We start from the raw sequence: 16,888 nt of genomic DNA on the forward strand, positions 1-16,888 counted from the left end.
TTATCTCGTGCCCCTGCTGCTCAACATTGCGTCAGCGGCCATAGCCGGCTTCCACACCCTGATCTTCTGCCCAAAAGCTAGGATCTGTCCGGAATTGAGCGCGCCAGCCTAGCCGGACGCTCAAAACTATTCTTGCCCAGTCTCTTCGCTCCATCCGGGCGACAGATCCAGGCGGCTTACGCCGCAAGCTTCAACAAATGCGCGTCGTGCTGCTTGAGGAACGCGCGCAGCAGTTGCGGATAGTCCGCGCCGACTGCGGCCTTCACGCTCGGACGCTTCGCCAGTTCCGCGCGCCACTTCCGCACCTTTGACATATCGTTGAACACCGCAAGATCGGTGAACTCATCGAACACGTCGAAATAGCGGAAGATCGGCGCAAACACCGCATCGACGAGGCTGAATCTTTCGCCCGCGAAGTATGGGCCTGCGCCGAGCGCCGCCTCGACCCGGCTAAACTTGGCGGCGACCGCCTGCCGTTTGGTCTCGAACGTCGCGGCGTCCGTGGCGATCTCGAGGCCCCAGAGATCGCTCAGGATCGCAGAGCCGAATTCCATCCAGGCGCGGTGCTCGGCACGCGCCAGCGGATCCTGCGGATGCAGCTTGGCGCCGGCTTGCGTCTCCTCGATATATTCGCAGATCACATTGCTCTCGAACAGCGCGACCTCGCCCCTGTCGGTCGCAACCGTCAGCACCGGCACCTTCCCGAGCGGCGATATCTTCAGGAACCAGTCCGGCTTATTGGCGAGATCGATATCGATCCGTTCGAAAGCGACGCCCTTCTCCGCGAGCGCGATCACCGCACGCTGCACATAGGGACAGAGCTTGTGGCTGATCAGTTTCAACGCGGCGGCCATGGCGCCCTCCTTGCTGGTTCATGCACGCACCCCGATTTAAATGCATTTGCATGAAACCGTCAAGATGGATGCAGTTGCATCTATCAGGGCCGCGCGATGACGCCGCCGGTCATCGGGATCGGCACGCCGGTGGTGGCGGGATAACTCAGCGGCAGGCCCTTCATCCCCCGGACCGCAAGGAAGCCGAAAGCCTGTGCCTCGATCGCATCCGCCGACCAGCCGAGCGCATCGGCCGCTTCGACGGTCGCGGGCGCAACCCGCTCGCGCAGCATCCGCAGCATGGTCAGATTGCGCGCGCCGCCGCCGGCGACGATCCAGCTCTTCGGCACCTTGGGCAGTAGCGGCACCACGCGAGCGATCGCGGCGGCAGTGAAGGCGGTCAGCGTCGCCGCGCCGTCGGCGGGCGCGACCTCGCCGAGCCTTAACGCGGCGAAATCATTGCGGTCGAGCGATTTCGGCGGCGGCAGCGCGAAGAACGGCAATTCCAGCGCGCGCGCAATCCAGGCCTCATCCGCCCTGCCCTGTGCGGCAAACCGGCCGTCGCAGTCGAACGGCTGGCTCATGACGCGGAACATGTAGTCGTCGAGCAGCGCGTTGCCGGGACCGGTGTCGCAGGCGATCAGCGTGTCGGTCCCGTCGATATACGTGATGTTGGAGACGCCGCCGACATTCACTACCACGGTCGGCCCCTCCCGCGGCACGGATTGCACAAGCGCCCGGTGATAGACCGGCACGAGGGGCGCGCCCTGACCGCCGGCCTCGACATCGGCGGCACGGAAATCGTGCATCACGGGAATGTGGATGGCCTTCGCCAGCGCCGGGGCGTCGCCGATCTGCACCGTCAACCTGCGCTCGGGCCGGTGCAGCACGGTCTGGCCGTGGAAGCCGACAATATCGATCTCCTCCGGCGTGATTCGATTTTGCGCGATGAAGGCGGCCACCGCCTCGGCATGCGCCAGCGTCACGGCGCGTTCGGCCTCGCCCAGGATTCCGGGCCGCGCGTCGCGATGCGACAGATGAACGGCTTCGGTGAGCGCCTGGCGCAGCAGGCCGCGCTCGGCATTGGTGTAGGGCCGGTAGCCGGACGGCCCGAACGACTTGACCTGCTTTCCGTCGGTTTCGATCAGTGCAACGTCGACCCCATCGAGCGAGGTCCCGCTCATCAGACCGAGTGCGGTCAACATCATCCGTGTGCCTTCGACGCCCCTTTGCCCTGCCCTGACGCCCGACTTGTATCAAACAAGCACATCTTATAATGCCACAGCGTTCCCTGCGGCGGCAGCCCGTTCGGTCATAGTTCCGCAACTGGCTGCAATTACCGTAAAATAAGAATGATCAGAGTCGCCGACAAATGACTACATTTAAATCGGATTTTATGAATGAGCTGCAGTGGCGCGGCTTCATTCATCAGGTGTCGGACGCCGCGGGCATCGACGCGCTCGCCGCCAAGGGAGAGGTCGTGGCCTATGTGGGCTACGACTGCACCGCCCCGTCTCTGCATATCGGCCATTTGTTGTCGGCCATGATGCTGCACTGGCTGCAGGAAACCGGTGCGGGCAGGCCGATCACATTGATGGGCGGCGGCACTACCCGCGTCGGTGACCCCTCCGGCAAGGACGAAACGCGCCAAATTCTCTCCATCGAGCAGATCGACGCGAACAAGGAATCGATCAAGCACGTTTTCAAGCGATTCCTGAAGTTCGGGGACGGCAAGACCGACGCCGTGATGGCCGACAATGCGGAGTGGCTGACCAAGCTCAACTACATCGAGATGTTGCGGGACATCGGTCGTCATTTCTCCGTGAACCGCATGCTTTCCATGGACTCGGTCAAGCTCCGCCTCGAGCGCGACCAGGAGATGAGCTTCATCGAATTCAACTACATGATCCTGCAGTCCTACGACTTTGTCGAACTGGCGCGTCGGTACGGCTGCAATCTGCAGATGGGCGGGTCCGATCAGTGGGGAAACATCGTGACCGGTGTCGACCTCGGCCGCCGCATGGGCACCCGTCAGCTCTACGCACTGACCACACCGCTGTTGACCACGGCCTCCGGCGCCAAGATGGGCAAGACCGCGGCCGGCGCGGTGTGGCTGAACGCCGACCAGTTCAGCCCCTACGATTACTGGCAATACTGGCGCAACACCGAAGACGCCGACGTCGGGCGCTTCCTGAAACTGTTCACGACGCTTTCGATGAGCGAGATCGCGAAATTGGAGGCGCTGCAGGGCTCCGAGATCAACGAGGCCAAGAAGGTGCTGGCGACGGAAGCGACCGCCCTGCTCCACGGCCGCGACGCCGCCAATGAAGCCGCCGAGACCGCGCGGCGCACCTTCGAGGAAGGCGCGCTGGCCGAGACGCTGCCAACGGTGGAAATTCCGCGCGGCGAACTGGATGCCGGCATCGGCGTGCTCGCAGCCTATGTGAAGGCCGGCCTTGTCGCTTCCAACGGCGAGGCCCGGCGCCAGATCAAGGGCGGCGGACTGCGCGTCAACGACATCGCCGTCACCGACGAGAAGATGGTGCTGACGCCGTTGAACCTCACCGCGGAAGGCGTGATCAAGCTGTCGCTCGGCAAGAAGCGGCACGTCCTGTTGAGGGCTGCATAGGCGCATTCGCTTTTTGCGGCTTGCGGGGAGGCGCGGAAACGCGCTCCCTCCCTTCATGGACAAGAACACGCCTGGGGAGAAAAACGCCGCGAAGCCGCCGACGCGCGTCGCGCTCAACGTGCTTGCGTTGTGCTTTGCACTCTCGGTAATCGGTCGCGGCCTCGGCGAGAGTTTCACCGTCTTCCTCAAACCGATCTCGGAAAGTTTTGGCTGGGATCGCGCGCAGATCGTCTCGGTCTATTCGCTGACCTGGCTTGCCGGCGGCCTGACCGCGCCGCTGATCGGTCGCCTGTTCGACCATTCGGGGCCGCGCGCCGTCTATTCGCTCGGACTGCTCCTGCTCGGCGGTTCGTTCCTGGTCGCGGCGCACGCGCAATATCTCTGGCAATTGCAGTTCAGCATCGGCCTCTGCGTCGGCGTCGGGATCGCCTTCATCGGCAATGTGCCGAACTCGATCCTGCTCGGCCGCTGGTTCGGCCCTCGCCTGCCGACCGCGATGGCGGTGGTCTATTCCGCCACCGGCGCCGGCGTGCTGGTGCTGCTGCCGGCCTCGCAAATCCTGATCGATCACGTCGGCTGGCGCGGCGCCTACCAGATCTTCGGCATCACGGCGTTGTGCCTGCTGGTGCCATTATTGCTGTTGCCATGGCGACGCTTCTCGCGTGGCTCGCCGCATGTGGTGAAAAAGGTCGATCCTGACATCGTCGACGAAGGCTGGACGCTGCTGAGCGCGATGCGCCACCACGCGTTCTGGGCGCTGTTTGCGACCTTCTTCTTCACCGCGATCGGCATGTATGCGATCTCGGCACAGATCGTGGCCTATCTGATCGACGCCGGCTTCCCGCCGCTGCAGGCTGCGACCGCGTGGGGCTTCAGCGGCGTCGTGCTCCTGTTCGGCATGCTCGGTGTTTCCGAACTCGATGGCATCATCGGGCGCCGGCCGTCGGTCCTGTTCAGCTATGCAGTCTCGATCCTCGGCATCATCCTGCTCTGGCTGTTGCAGTGGTATCCGAACTTCTGGCTGCTGACCGGCTTCGTCGTCTCCTTCGGCAGCATGATCGGCTCCCGCGGGCCGCTGCTCACGGCCACCGCCATGAAGCTCTTCCGCGGCAAGCGGGTCGGCACGATCTACGGCACGGTCTCGATCGGCAGCGGGCTCGGCTCCGCGTTCGGCTCGTGGGCCGGCGGCCTGATCCACGACTTCACCCACAGCTACAATCCGGTGATCGCCTTCGCGCTGGTCAGCGTAGTCATCGGAATGATTCCGTTCCTGGTGGTGCCGGCGCTGCGCCGCTGACCAAGTCATCGTGTTCGCCGCGCGCCTCGGAGGTATCCCCTTGATGGCCTGCCGCATTCACCATTGGTAAGACAGTTTCTGCTACGCCTCGGGAAACTATTCCCGCAGAGGCCGCAATGAACCTTCTCAGCCGACTGACGATCCGCACCAAACTCGCCAGCATGGTGGTTCTCGCGGCACTGACCGTTTTCGCGATCGTCGCGGGTGCGGCCTGGATCAACCGAAACCGGATGCTGGACGATCGTGTCGCCCAGATGCGGACCGCCGTCGACCTGCTCTACGGCGTGGCGCAGTCGTTGCAGGAAGATGTCGCGGCCGGCAAGATGACAATTGCCGAGGCGAAGGAACAGTTTCGCCAGCGCGGCCGGAAAATGACCTTCAACAACGGCCAGGGATATCCCAACGCCTACAATATCGCGGACACGTCGCTGCTGTTGAACACGGCCAATCCCAAACTCGAAGGCAAGATCAACGGCACCAAGGATGCCAATGGCGTGCTGATCGCCGATGCCCAGATCGCCGCCGGCCGGCAGAGCCCCGAAGGCGGCACCACGTCCTACCTTTATCCGCGTCCCGGTCAGACCGTGGCGGCGCGGAAAATGACCTATGTTCGCGCCTTCGAGCCGTGGAACATCGTCATGAGCTACGGACTCTACGTGGATGACATCGACGCCGACATGAATGCCGTGCTGCTGCAGCTGGGCGCGATCGGCGGCGGTCTCATGCTGCTGATGGGGCTGTTGTCTTGGCTGATTGCCCGCGACGTCGTGGGCGCGCTGGAGCGCCAGAAGAACCGGATGCAGCGCATTGCCGAAGGCTCGCTCGACGAAGCGGTCGAGGAGACTGGGCGCGGCGATGAGATCGGCCGCATGGCGGAAACGCTGGAGGTGCTGCGGCAGACCGCGATCACCGCACGGGCGCTGGAAGCCGAACAGGTTGCGACCAAGCAGCGGAGCGAAAAGGAAAAGCGCGACGCCCTGATTGCGCTCGCCGATCGCTTTGACGCATCGGTTGGCCAGCTCGTCGGATTGATGGCGTCGGGATCCAGCGAGCTGGAAACCACCGCGAAGTCGATGTCCGCGACAGCCGAAGGCACCAATCATCGCGCATCCGTGGTCGGCTCGGCGGCAACGGAAGCAAGCTCCCGCGTCCAGACCGTCGCCTCGGCTGCCGAGGAATTGTCCTCGTCGATCTCCGAGATCAGCCGTCAGGTCACCCAGTCCGCCAATATCACCGGCCGCGCCGTCGAAAGCGCGCGCCGCACCGATACCATCGTGCGTGCGCTCGCCGACGGTGCCCAGCAGATCGAGCACGTCGCCGAGCTGATCTCCAGCATTGCCGAGCAGACCAACCTCCTGGCGCTCAACGCCACGATCGAGGCCGCGCGCGCCGGTGAAGCCGGCCGCGGCTTTGCCGTGGTTGCTTCCGAGGTCAAGAGCCTGGCGAGCCAGACTGCGGAAGCGACCAAGGAGATCGGCACGCGTATCGCGCAGATCCAAGGCGCAACCAGGGAGGCGGTCGAGGCGATCGACGGCATCACTGCCACGATCGAAGAGGTCAGCACGATCGCAACATCGATCGGCTCCGCGATCGAGCAACAGGGCGCCGCAACAGCCGAGATCGCGCGCAGCGTGTCGCAGACGGCGGAAGCGACCAGGGAGGTGACGACCAATATCGGCGGCGTCAGCGCCGCAGCCAACGAGACCGGCAATGCCGCAGGACTGGTGCTCGCCGCGGCCAGCAACCTCTCCAAGCAGGCCGAACAGCTTTCCGGCGAAGTCTCGACGTTCCTCGCCGGCGTCCGCGCCGCGTAAGCGGGCGCTTTGCTACGAGGCCATTGAATCGGGTGTACGCACGCCGACAGCATGTCAGGCGGCGTCTAACGCTGCTCAAAACAGAAAAAAGGTCCCGATCAGGATGCCCGCAGCAAAGGACCAAAGTCCCAAGGTGCAGGCTGAAACGACGCGGACGAGGTTGCGAAGCTGCTCTTCGTGCTCCTCCTCCGCTGTCTTATGGAGCTGAGCCGTCACTGGCACTGCCCTGCCCATTCTTTGCTCGGAATTCGCAGGATTTACGCCCCAAATCATGGTGAAGGCGGGGCAATAGCCCCCGCAGCGATGCCAATGCCGTGATCAGTTCCCTGCAGTTAACGGGGTCAATAAACCTCGCGCCAGTTGCCGAAGCCGGCCGGCGTCAAACCCGGCCAGGTCAAACGCTGCAATTAAGCAAGCGCACAGTGATGTCGGGCCGACCTCAGACAGCAGGCATGGTGAAGCTGGAGCGCAGACTTAAGGCCAGGCGCGGACATCACTGACCTCGCAATGCGTGGTCTCAAATTGCGACGTAACTCAGCCCTTCACTGGCTTCCTGCGCGACGGAGCGACTGGAACATGCTCCGTGGTGCTTGTCACGATCTGCGGTTTCCCATCGGATGCGTGGCTTCTTAGCGTCTCCAGCACCAGAAAGAACTTTTCGGCAAGCATAGCGTAAACCTCGCTGACCTTTGCATCTCCCGGATTTCAACGAGTCGAATTGGCGAGCAATTGAACCACTCGCACGGGATGGCGACAAATGGATTCGCGCGGCAAAGTTAGGCTGGCGGTGGTTTTCCTCGTTTTGCAAGCCGCGGTCCCGGAGCGATGAAAGCTCAATCGGGCCTTATTCGACGTTGTCGTCCCAACATTGACATCGCCTGTCTTTCTTGCGCTGCGACAATGCGTCCATTCCGTCCGAGTGGGCCAGAATGAAAGCTTAAACTTTGCCTGATCCGGCTTGCCCAAGCAGATAATCTCTTCACGGCGATTGATGTCGTTCTTCTTTTGGATCGCGCTACGATGTGTTATCCAATCGTCATCCAACCGTCACACAATCTCATGCCAGAATCCGACCTACCGACGCCGGCCAAGGCAAGTACACACGCCGTGCACGAGCTCGATAACGTTCCTGCCACGCAGGACAACAAAAGGGCGGAAGAGTCTGTTGCCTCCAAGCAACACGGCATCACAGAACCCAGCCCGCAGGAGTCGCCGAAGATTCTCCCTGAAGAGTCGCAACGTCATACGGCGCAGAGTCAAGGCGACGACCCAACGTCAGAACCGCGCGTTCAAAACGGTGGCCACCCTCCCGGCAGTGAGATCGAACTCAAGCTTCTTGTCGATGCCGATCGCATGGCGGATTTCAACGCCGCTCCGATCATTGCGACGAATGCACGCAACAAGGGCACACGAAAGCACCTCAAATCCGTCTACTACGATACGCCCAAGCGGACGCTGAGACAAAACGGATTAAGCTTGCGAGTTCGCCAGAACGGCACACGGTTCGTGCAGACCGTGAAAGCCGAATTCGCAGACGATCCGCTCCGGCGTGGCGAGTGGGAGGCGAATGTTCCATCGATTGCGCCCGATGTCGAACTCGCGATGCCCTTCATTCCGCCCAAACTTCGCTCGGATCTCAGACGTGATCCGCTTGAGGCGGTCTTCACCGCTGACATCCACCGGCACGCGCGAATCGTTGAGCTGCCGTCGGGAACGATCGAGGTCGCTTTCGATCAGGGATCGCTGAAGTCGGGCAATCAATCGATGTCCGTGAGCGAGATCGAGTTGGAGCTCAAGGGTGGAAGCGCGAGCGCGATTTACGACCTCGCGCTGCGTCTCGCGGATCATGGGCAAGTGCGACCGTCAATCCGCAGCAAGTCGGCGCGCGGCTATGACCTCGCGGCCAATGCCTCCCCAGCCCTGCGGAAACCGCGAAAGCTTCGGCTCGATCCGGCAATATCCCTCGATGAGGCCTTTGCAAAGATCCTGCGCTCCTGCCTTCACCATCTGCTTGGATCTCTGGCGGCGGCTGAGGACGGTCGTGATCCTGAGGGAGTCCACCAGCTTCGCGTGTCGCTGCGCCGCCTTCGCGCGGCCCTGGATCTGATGCGATCCGTCGGCCCGTTGAGCAACCTCGACTCGTTCCGGTCGGAAGCAAGGTGGCTGGCGCAAAACCTATCCGCCGCGCGTGATTGGGATATGTTTCAACGGGGGACGCTGCCGACCATCGCGCGGGCCTGTCCGTCGGTCGCCGGCTTCGATGCCCTGGAGCAGATCGCAGAGAATTGCCGATCAGCGGCCTACCAGAAGGTGCGTCTCGCGCTGGCCGACCGCCGCTGCTCATGTTTCCTGATCGGCCTCGGCGGCTGGATCGAGGCCAGAGGATGGCGCAGCGACGTCGCCGCCGAAGATCTCGGACGACTGGCCGAGCCCGCCATCAACTTCGCCGGACGCATCCTGTCGGATCAGTATGCAAGAGTGCTGAAGCGCGGTCGCCGCTTCAAATCGCTTCCGGCGGAAAAGCTGCACCGATTGAGGCTCGCGGCGAAGCGACTGCGTTACGTCGGCGACTTCCTGTTGCCGCTGTACAGAGACCGAAAGTCCGTCAGGCGGTTCTCTCGCAGGCTCGCTGACTTACAGGAGGAACTTGGCTCCTTTAACGACATGGCGATCACGGACTCGCTTTTTGCTGAACTCGGTGGCGAGCTCTCGCAGAGCCGCACAGCTACAGCCGCGATCGCCGGTTGGCAGGCGCATGCATCGATCGGCGTCGAGGCACGCCTGCGAAACACGTGGCAGGATTTCAGGAAAACCAAGGCACCGTGGTTGAGAGGAGCCGAGGGGTGACTGCCGCTGTCGATGACTTCGGCGCGGCATCTCGCGGGCGGTGGACTCGGCGGCCGAATGGGAGGCCGTGGACCGCTCAATTATTCGGCGGGAATTCCACCTGGTTGTTCTGCTTGCCGGTGTTGAACTCCATGATCTTCCGCGTCACGCCGGGAAAGATCGCTGAAATCGGATTGACGCGCAGCACCGGCTGCGCCGGCGTCCCCACGACCTCGTAGGTCACGCCGATCAGGCCCTCGTTGCTGCCGCCACCGAGGAACAGGCCAAGCACCGGCAACTGGCCGAACATGTTGTTCAGCCCGTACATCGGCACGAAGGTGCCGCTCATGCGCACCTGGTTGGCGTTGTTGTCGATGCTGCCCTCGATGGTCGCGCCGATCGACGGCCCCTTGACGACGCCGTCGCGGATCGTGAGCAATCCGCTCTGCCGCGTGAACTCGGCGCGCAAGGCGGTAAAGGCGACGCCGCTCGTCGAGCCTGGCGCGCCGCCCGCCGCGATGCGGTCAAGCTCGGCCTGGCCCTTGACGTAGAAGTCGCGGATGTTGATCAGGCCTTCCTTGGGGCTCGGCTCCGCCGCCGGCGGCTCCATCGCGAGCGTGAGTTGACCGCCCACGATTTTGGAATAGAAGTCGGTGAAGCGGAAGAACGCGCCGGCGTCGTTGGTCTGCAGGTAGACCACCTCGCGCCCCTGCTGGCGGCCGCGCAGATCGGCGGTGACGGGCGTATCGCGCCCGATCTTGCCGTTCAGCGTAATACCCTTGATGGCACCGTTGCGCTTGGAGACCTTTGCGTCGACGCTACGCAATGCTTCGCCATTGAAGCCGACAACCGCGCCGAGCTTGAGGTCGATGTCGTAGTCGATGTTCCTGGTCTTGTTCTTGGGGTCGTCGCGGCCCGAAATCGCCGTGCGGAGGAAGCCACGGCCATCGAACACGTCGCCGCGCATCGAGACCTTCAAGATGCCGTCAGGCCCGCGGTCGGCGCGCAGCGTGGTCTTGTCGCCTTCCGAGGGCGAATAGGTCGGGAAGCTGGCGTTCATGAGATCGCCGTTCTGGTCGACTTCCACCGATCCCTTGATCGAGGCGCCGGCGCCTTCGACCACGATGTCCTCAAAGCGCGTCGACTGCGGCTTCTGCACTACGTTGAAGGTGACCTTGCCCGACTTGCCCGATGACTTGACCCACCCGGGCAGGACGTTGTCCAGCCTGAGCTGGGTCAGATCGGCCTCGACGCCGAGCTTGCTGTCGTGATCGCTGCTGCTCGCGATCTTGCCCACGACCTTGACCGGGATCGCGCCGCTCGCCGCAGACCCGAGGTCGAGGCCGAGCCGCGCGCGGCCCGCATCGTCGAGCGTCGACTGCAGGCGGATGTCGGCATCGCCCTCGCTCGGCTTGCGGTAATCCAGCGAAGCCGGTTGCCCGCCGATCTTGACGTCGCCCTTGACCTGATAGCCCGCATTGTTGGCGACGACCTTCAGCGCGTTGGCCTCGAGCTTCTGGTTCATCACCAGTTTGTCGATCGCGACGCTGCCGAGATCGGCGGTGACGGCGTAAGTCGTGTCTTCCTTGGTCAGCACGCCCTTGACCGGAAGACCGAGATTGATCGTGGCCGAGACCGTCCCCTTGCTTGCATTGGGATCGACGAACGACGTCCCCGACACATCGCTGAGGCGATCGGAGGCAAGGATTTCGGCGCAGGCCGGGACCGGACAGTCGACGCGGAATTTGATCTTCGCCGGCGAGGGTTTCGGCACCAGGTCCGGGACTTCGAAACTGAAGTCCGACAGCGTGATCTTGCGCCCGCCCGGCGTGTCGGCGATGCCCTGGGTGATGTTGACGGTGGCGGTGCGGCCGGTCACCCGTGCCCGCAAGTCGGCGTCATGGACCACAGGCATCTCGTCCACCGGGCGCACCGTCACGCCGCTCGCGATGATGTTGACGGCAAGTCCTTCATCCGGGATCGGAGGCCCCTTGCGCGACAGGTTGCGCACCGGCGAGTTGACGCCGACCTCGATGCGCTGGAGCGTGCCGCGCTCGATCCGCTCGATCACCCATTCGCGCAACTCCGGCACGATCAGGGCCGGCCAGATCCGCTTCAGCGCCGAGGCCGACATCGGCGTGCCCGCGAAGCCGAGCTGCAGCCGCGGTTCGCCGGAATAATCGACGCTGCCGGTGCCGGCGATGCCGATCTCGCCATTGCTGATATCGGCCTGCGTCAGCAGCACGCGTTTCTTGTCGGTGTCGAAACGGAGGCCGACCGCGATGCGGTTGAAGATCAGCGGCGGCTCATTGTCGATGCCCGCGAGCAGGATGGTGCCGCCGCTCAGGCCAAGCTGCCAGTCGTTGATATCGTCATTCGGCGGCTCGAGATGGGCGAGCAGCGTGACCCGGTTGGCGCCGGAGATGACCTTGAACGGCGCCAGCAGCACGCGCCGTCCGGCGTCCCATTCGACGTTCACTTCCGCCGAATCGATCGCCATCGGATAATCGGGCGTATCGGTGTCGATCAGGTTGCCGGCGCCGGCGGTGATCTTGCCGCGGAAATAGGTCGGCAGGCCGTCGCGGCCGAGCTCACCCTTCAGCTCGCCGGACAGCGGCAGCTCGGCATTGTAGGTGAGATCCTTCACCCTGAGCGCGAGCAGGATGTTAGCGGACGGCAGCTTGTCGGCGCGCAGGTCGACCGAGCGGACGCCATCCCTGAGCGGTCCGACCGCGACGCGCAGCGACCACGGACGGGCGCCCTCTTCGCCGACGCTCAGCGCCACGCCGCCGTTGCTTGGCCGCCGCAGACTGAGGCTGATATTCTCGAAGGTCCATTTGCTGCCGCGCTGCTGGTCATCGACAATCAGGTTGCCGTTCTTCAGGCCGATCTCGTTGAGGTTCTGGCCGTCGAGGCCGGTCATGCTGAGGCTGTCGAGCCAGTCGAGGCCGGCGAGCAATCCGCTCTGCGTGCTCTCGGGCGGCGCCGGCGCGCTGACGGATGGCGACGACGGCGGCGACAGCGGCTGCTCCGGCGACGCCGGCCGCGGGAATGTCGGCGGCAGGCCGGCCTTATGCTTGGACGCGACACCGGTCGCGAGCGGCTTGGCAGTGTCGCCGGCGGACACGGTCACATAGCCGTCCGGCGTGATCCGGATCGCGAGTTCGGCATCGACGAGGTTGAGGCTTTCGGCGCGGAGCTGCCCCATCAGGAGCGCGGTGCCGGACAGCTTGACCTCGGCTTTCGGAGCGCTCGCGACGATCGCATGGTCGCGGTCGCGCACGATGATGTCGCGGATGCGCACGGCGATCCGGATAGGTCCGGCGCGCTCGATCTGGGTGCCGCCGACCTCGACCGTGTTGCCGTGGCCGATATTGTCCTCGATCGCCGCCGCGAGCCACGGGGTCGCCATGTCGAGATTGATCGGTCCCGCTCCCAGCCGCCACCACAGCGCGCCGAAGCAGCCGATGAAGATCGTCGCCAATACGCCCAGCACGAGCGCGATACGCTTGACCCAACGCCGGCTATGAGCCGACCGCCGCGTGCCGCCGAAGAAGGCGCCGATTCGATGCAGGCCGGAATCCGAACGCGACAACAGCCGCCGCGCGCGATGGCCGGCCGCCTCGTCATGCTCATCCCAGCCGGTCTCGTCGCCCCAACCGCAGTAAGGGGCGTCGGCACGCGGATTCGGGCTGTGGCCTTGGAGCGATCCTTCGGACGACGTATTCCTTGCCATTGCCTCTCGGTGCAGGCGTTGAGGTTGATCGCCGCCCAAGGCGCGCCCGTCGATCCATATCGAGCGCTCCTGTGCCGGCATCGCTGCCAATCCTCGATTAATACTGTTACTCGCCGTCAGCCCCAAGTGAACATTTGAGCGAACTTTCGAAGGCCGGCTCGGCGAGCGGACGGATGACGCGTCGAAATCCTTGTGACCATACTCCGGCGCCATCACACTTGCCCAGCAGTCGGCGCAAATCCGATCGCCGGGGACAAGACCCGCACTGATTCAATTGTTGAGCCGCGGAAAGCGACGAAAGGAAGGCGTATGTCCAAGAAAACGCGCAAGAAATCCTCCAAGACCACAGCGAGGTCGTCTTCGGCCAAGCCGTCGGGAGCCAAATCGTCTCGGGCCAAATCGTCTGGGGCCAAATCGTCTGGGGTCAAGGCTCGCAGCAGCAGGGCCGTCGCATCGGTCACACCGCCCGCCGCAAAGGCGCGCAAGGCGGTCGCAAAGAAATCCAGCAAGGCGGCCAAAGCCGCTTCGGCCAAATCGTCCCACAAGGCCGCATCGAAATCGTTAAAATCCGCTGCATCGGCTGCGGCCAAATCGACCACCCTGGTCGAGGGTGCCAAGGCCCCCGACTTCCGCCTGCCTCGCGATGGCGGTGGTGAGGTTTCACTCACCGACTTCGCCGGCAAGAAGCTGGTGTTGTTCTTCTACCCGCGCGCCGACACGCCCGGCTGCACCAGGGAGGCGATCGATTTCACCCGGCTCAAGGATGCATTTGCCGCAAGCGGCACCGAGGTCCTCGGCGTCTCCGGCGACACGGTGAAGGCGCAGGAATCGTTCAGGAACAAGCACCAGCTCGGCATTCCCTTGGGTTCGGATGAACAGCACGAGATGCTGGAGGCCTACGGGGCTTGGGGCGAAAAATCCATGTACGGCAAGACCTTCCTTGGGATTCTTCGAACCACGGTTCTGGTCGATGCCGACGGCCGGGTCGCCAGGATCTGGCGTAATGTGCGGGTTGATGGCCATGCCGACGCGGTCCTGGCCGCCGCGCGGTCGCTGTGATCACCAGCCCCGTTTCCGGAAAATTAACCATGACCGGCTCAAATCGACCCTGCTGAGGCCGTACGGAACTTGATCCGACCGGCGCGGGAGTGCCGATGTCTTATCGTTCCGGTCACCATTTCGACCATCACCAGCACCACTATCATCATCCACGAGAGCACGGGCGGACGTCGCCCCGCCGCCCGGCCACTCATGCCGCAGGCGCCACACAGCCGGCGAACGACTACACCCTCGTCCATGCCGGCAAGCAGGTCCGCATTGGCCCGGTCCTGTTCTGGGCCGCGGTCGGTTCGGTGGTCCTGCTCGGCATTTGGTCGGCGGCAACTGCGACCTATTTTGCGTTCCGCGAGGACGTCCTGACCCGGCTGCTCGCCCGCCAGGCCGAGATGCAATTCGCCTATGAGGACCGGATCGCCGAATTGCGTGCCAAGGTCGACCGCACCACCAGCCGGCAGCTCCTGGACCAGGAGCAGTTCGACCAGAAGCTCGAGCAGATCATGCGCCGGCAGACCGCGCTCGAGGCGCGCGCCACCGCGCTCGGTTCGATGCCGGATCTTGCAACGACCGGCTCGATCCGCCCGCCCGGACGCAATGCCGCGCCGGATCAGGCGGCGACACCGAAACCCTCGCCGATCAACGACACCGTGATCTTCGTGGCGCCGCCGGATCGCGAGGCGCGGCTGGAATCCCGTGCTCCGATCAAGGCAGCGGCGCCGGTGAACCAGTTCGCCAAACTGCAGGGCGTCGACAATGTTCTGGTCCGCCTGCAGACCTCGCTCGACCAGGTCGAGCGGCGCCAGATGGCGGCACTGAGCTCGGCCGAGGAAACCATGGAATCGCGCGTGCGCCGGATGCGCGGCGTGATCACCGATCTCGGCCTCAACATGGCCCAGCTCGAAGCCGCGACCCCGCGCTCGGGCATCGGCGGTCCCTTCGTGCCGGTGAAGCTGCCCGCCGACGCCGGTCCGTTCGAGCGGCAACTCAACCGGATCAACATCACCCGCGCACAGATGCTGCGGCTGAACGCGACGCTGGCACTGGTGCCGTACCGCAAGCCGGTGATCGGCGAAGTCGAGTTCACCTCGGGCTTCGGCGTCCGCACCGATCCGTTCCTCGGCCGCCCTGCGATGCATACCGGCCTGGATTTCCGCGCCGCGATGGGCGACCCCGTCCGCGTCACCGCCAACGGCAAGGTGGTGTCATCGGGCTGGGCCGGCGGCTATGGCCGCATGGTGGAAGTCGACCATGGTAACGGCCTTTCGACCCGCTACGGCCACCTGTCGGAGATCAACGTCAAGGTCGGCGAAAACGTCAAGATCGGTCAGGTGATCGGCGCGGTCGGCTCGACCGGCCGTTCGACCGGACCGCATCTGCACTACGAGACGCGCATCGACGGCGACGCGGTCGACCCGCAGAAATTCCTGCGCGCCGGCGTGCGCCTCAGCGCAGGCTGAGCGACGCGAGCATTTCAGCGCGAGCTGTCGTAGCCGACCTCGCCCGTAATGACATCGCCGAACAGCTCCCACGACTCGCCGTTGAACCGCATCAGTTGCATCTGCTCGATCGGGAAATAGTCGTCGGGGGATGTATTGACCATGATGCCCGGCAGCATCAGGTCGGAGTGGAAATTCTTCAGGTTCGCGGCCTGCTTCATAACGTTCTCGCGCGTGAGATTGTCGCCGCACTGCTTCAGGACCTGCACCATCGCCTGCGCCTGGACATAGCCATAGACATTGTTCGCATTCGCCTTGTCTCCATCAGGATAATACTTGTCCATGAAGGCGCGCCAGGCTTTCACGCCGGGATCGTCCTTCCAGGTGGGGTCGGTCGGATCCTTCAGGTAGGCTGTGGAGATGATATCCTTCGCATAGTGCAGGCCGGCGGGCTTCAATACCGACGCCACCGAGGTTGCGGTGTTGGCGAGGAAGAATTTCGGCTTCCAGCCGAGCTCGCCGACCTTGCGGATCGCCTGTGCCGAGCCCTTTGGTGCGGCCCAGGAGAAAAAGACGTCGGCGCCTGAATCGTGCAACGCGACGATCTGGGAATCGACGCTGGGATCGCTCACCTCATAGGACTTGTCGGCCACGATCATGCTCGCCTTGTCGCCGAGCCCATCCTTCAGTCCCTTGAACTGATCCTTGCCGGCATCGTCGTTCTGCCAGAACACGGCGATCTTGCTGTTTGGGAAATGCTCAAGGATGTACTTGGCATAGATCCGTCCCTCGCTCTGGTAGTTGGGTTGAAAGCCCATCGTCCAGGGAAAGTTCTTGGGATCGCCGAATTTGGTGCCGCCGGAAGCGACGAAGAGCTGCGGCACCTTCTTGGCGTTCATGTATTTCATGATCGCCGAATTCGAGGGCGTGCCGAGCGGCTGGAAGATCAGGAGCACTTCGTCGCTCTCGACCAGCTTGCGCGCCTGCTCGATCGCTTTCGGCGGGCTATAGGCGTCGTCGTAGGAGATGAAATTGATCTTGCGTCCGTTGATGCCGCCCTCGGCGTTGACCATGTTGAAATAAGCCGCTTCGGTCTTTCCGATCACACCGTAGGACGACGCGGGCCCGCTATAGGGCATGATGTTGCCGACCTTGATCTCGGTATCGCCGGCACCGGGGTCGTATTTTTTCTGGGCGTTGGCAACGGTCGCAAGGCCGATTGCAGCGGCGACCATGGTGGGCAAGACAAGCTTCTGCATGC

10 protein-coding genes are annotated in these 16,888 nt (G+C 63.6%); 6 read left to right on the top strand and 4 right to left on the bottom strand.

The window, feature by feature from the left end; translation table 11 throughout:
• Nucleotides 1-176: 176 nt before the first annotated feature.
• Both I6F35_RS02280 and I6F35_RS02285 read right to left on the bottom strand, forming a co-directional pair.
• The gene (locus I6F35_RS02280) at nucleotides 177-854 is read right to left on the bottom strand and encodes a glutathione S-transferase family protein (protein ID WP_225116029.1); all 678 of its coding nucleotides are present in this window, start codon (nucleotides 852-854) and stop codon (nucleotides 177-179) included.
• Nucleotides 855-937: 83 nt separating this feature from the next.
• Nucleotides 938-2,041, bottom strand: a complete 1,104-nt coding sequence (locus I6F35_RS02285) for an anhydro-N-acetylmuramic acid kinase (RefSeq protein WP_225116030.1) — start codon at nucleotides 2,039-2,041, stop codon at nucleotides 938-940.
• A 164-nt stretch (nucleotides 2,042-2,205) separates the two neighbouring features.
• Here I6F35_RS02285 and tyrS point away from each other — a divergent pair, with 164 nt between their 5' ends.
• The 4 genes from tyrS to I6F35_RS02305 all read left to right on the top strand — a co-directional run bounded on the left by tyrS (nucleotide 2,206) and on the right by I6F35_RS02305 (nucleotide 9,420).
• On the top strand, nucleotides 2,206-3,462 hold the full coding sequence (gene tyrS, locus I6F35_RS02290) for a tyrosine--tRNA ligase (protein ID WP_225116031.1): 1,257 nt from the start codon (nucleotides 2,206-2,208) through the stop codon (nucleotides 3,460-3,462).
• A 55-nt stretch (nucleotides 3,463-3,517) separates the two neighbouring features.
• Nucleotides 3,518-4,759, top strand: a complete 1,242-nt coding sequence (locus tag I6F35_RS02295; RefSeq protein ID WP_225116032.1) for an MFS transporter — start codon at nucleotides 3,518-3,520, stop codon at nucleotides 4,757-4,759.
• A 116-nt stretch (nucleotides 4,760-4,875) separates the two neighbouring features.
• Nucleotides 4,876-6,573 (top strand): methyl-accepting chemotaxis protein, encoded by a 1,698-nt coding sequence (locus I6F35_RS02300; RefSeq protein WP_225116033.1) that lies wholly within the window; start codon nucleotides 4,876-4,878, stop codon nucleotides 6,571-6,573.
• Nucleotides 6,574-7,632: 1,059 nt separating this feature from the next.
• Entirely contained in the window at nucleotides 7,633-9,420 is a 1,788-nt protein-coding gene (locus tag I6F35_RS02305) for a CYTH and CHAD domain-containing protein (protein WP_225116447.1), read from the top strand.
• A 76-nt stretch (nucleotides 9,421-9,496) separates the two neighbouring features.
• Here the strand turns inward: I6F35_RS02305 and I6F35_RS02310 are convergent, their stop codons facing one another.
• The gene (locus I6F35_RS02310) at nucleotides 9,497-13,216 is read right to left on the bottom strand and encodes an AsmA-like C-terminal region-containing protein (protein ID WP_225116034.1); all 3,720 of its coding nucleotides are present in this window, start codon (nucleotides 13,214-13,216) and stop codon (nucleotides 9,497-9,499) included.
• Nucleotides 13,217-13,444: 228 nt separating this feature from the next.
• Between I6F35_RS02310 and I6F35_RS02315 the strand changes: the two genes are divergently transcribed.
• Together I6F35_RS02315 and I6F35_RS02320 are read left to right on the top strand one after the other, a co-directional pair.
• The gene (locus I6F35_RS02315) at nucleotides 13,445-14,194 is read left to right on the top strand and encodes a peroxiredoxin (RefSeq protein WP_225116035.1); all 750 of its coding nucleotides are present in this window, start codon (nucleotides 13,445-13,447) and stop codon (nucleotides 14,192-14,194) included.
• Nucleotides 14,195-14,289: 95 nt separating this feature from the next.
• The gene (locus I6F35_RS02320; protein ID WP_225116036.1) at nucleotides 14,290-15,648 is read left to right on the top strand and encodes a M23 family metallopeptidase; all 1,359 of its coding nucleotides are present in this window, start codon (nucleotides 14,290-14,292) and stop codon (nucleotides 15,646-15,648) included.
• A 14-nt stretch (nucleotides 15,649-15,662) separates the two neighbouring features.
• Here the strand turns inward: I6F35_RS02320 and I6F35_RS02325 are convergent, their stop codons facing one another.
• Nucleotides 15,663-16,862, bottom strand: coding sequence for an ABC transporter substrate-binding protein (locus I6F35_RS02325; protein WP_225116448.1), 1,200 nt, complete (start codon nucleotides 16,860-16,862; stop codon nucleotides 15,663-15,665).
• Nucleotides 16,863-16,888: the final 26 nt, after the last annotated feature.

The organism is Bradyrhizobium sp. BRP22, from assembly GCF_020194175.1.
GTDB lineage: Bacteria > Pseudomonadota > Alphaproteobacteria > Rhizobiales > Xanthobacteraceae > Bradyrhizobium.

Coding starts and splice junctions, on each gene's coding strand:
- I6F35_RS02285 (WP_225116030.1), bottom strand. CDS start 2,041: ATGATGTTGACCGCACTCGGTCTGATGAGCGGGACCTCGCTCGATGGG.
- I6F35_RS02300 (WP_225116033.1), top strand. CDS start 4,876: ATGAACCTTCTCAGCCGACTGACGATCCGCACCAAACTCGCCAGCATG.
- I6F35_RS02295 (WP_225116032.1), top strand. CDS start 3,518: ATGGACAAGAACACGCCTGGGGAGAAAAACGCCGCGAAGCCGCCGACG.
- I6F35_RS02325 (WP_225116448.1), bottom strand. CDS start 16,862: ATGGTCGCCGCTGCAATCGGCCTTGCGACCGTTGCCAACGCCCAGAAA.
- I6F35_RS02280 (WP_225116029.1), bottom strand. CDS start 854: ATGGCCGCCGCGTTGAAACTGATCAGCCACAAGCTCTGTCCCTATGTG.
- I6F35_RS02305 (WP_225116447.1), top strand. CDS start 7,633: ATGCCAGAATCCGACCTACCGACGCCGGCCAAGGCAAGTACACACGCC.
- tyrS (WP_225116031.1), top strand. CDS start 2,206: ATGACTACATTTAAATCGGATTTTATGAATGAGCTGCAGTGGCGCGGC.
- I6F35_RS02310 (WP_225116034.1), bottom strand. CDS start 13,216: ATGCCGGCACAGGAGCGCTCGATATGGATCGACGGGCGCGCCTTGGGC.
- I6F35_RS02315 (WP_225116035.1), top strand. CDS start 13,445: ATGTCCAAGAAAACGCGCAAGAAATCCTCCAAGACCACAGCGAGGTCG.
- I6F35_RS02320 (WP_225116036.1), top strand. CDS start 14,290: ATGTCTTATCGTTCCGGTCACCATTTCGACCATCACCAGCACCACTAT.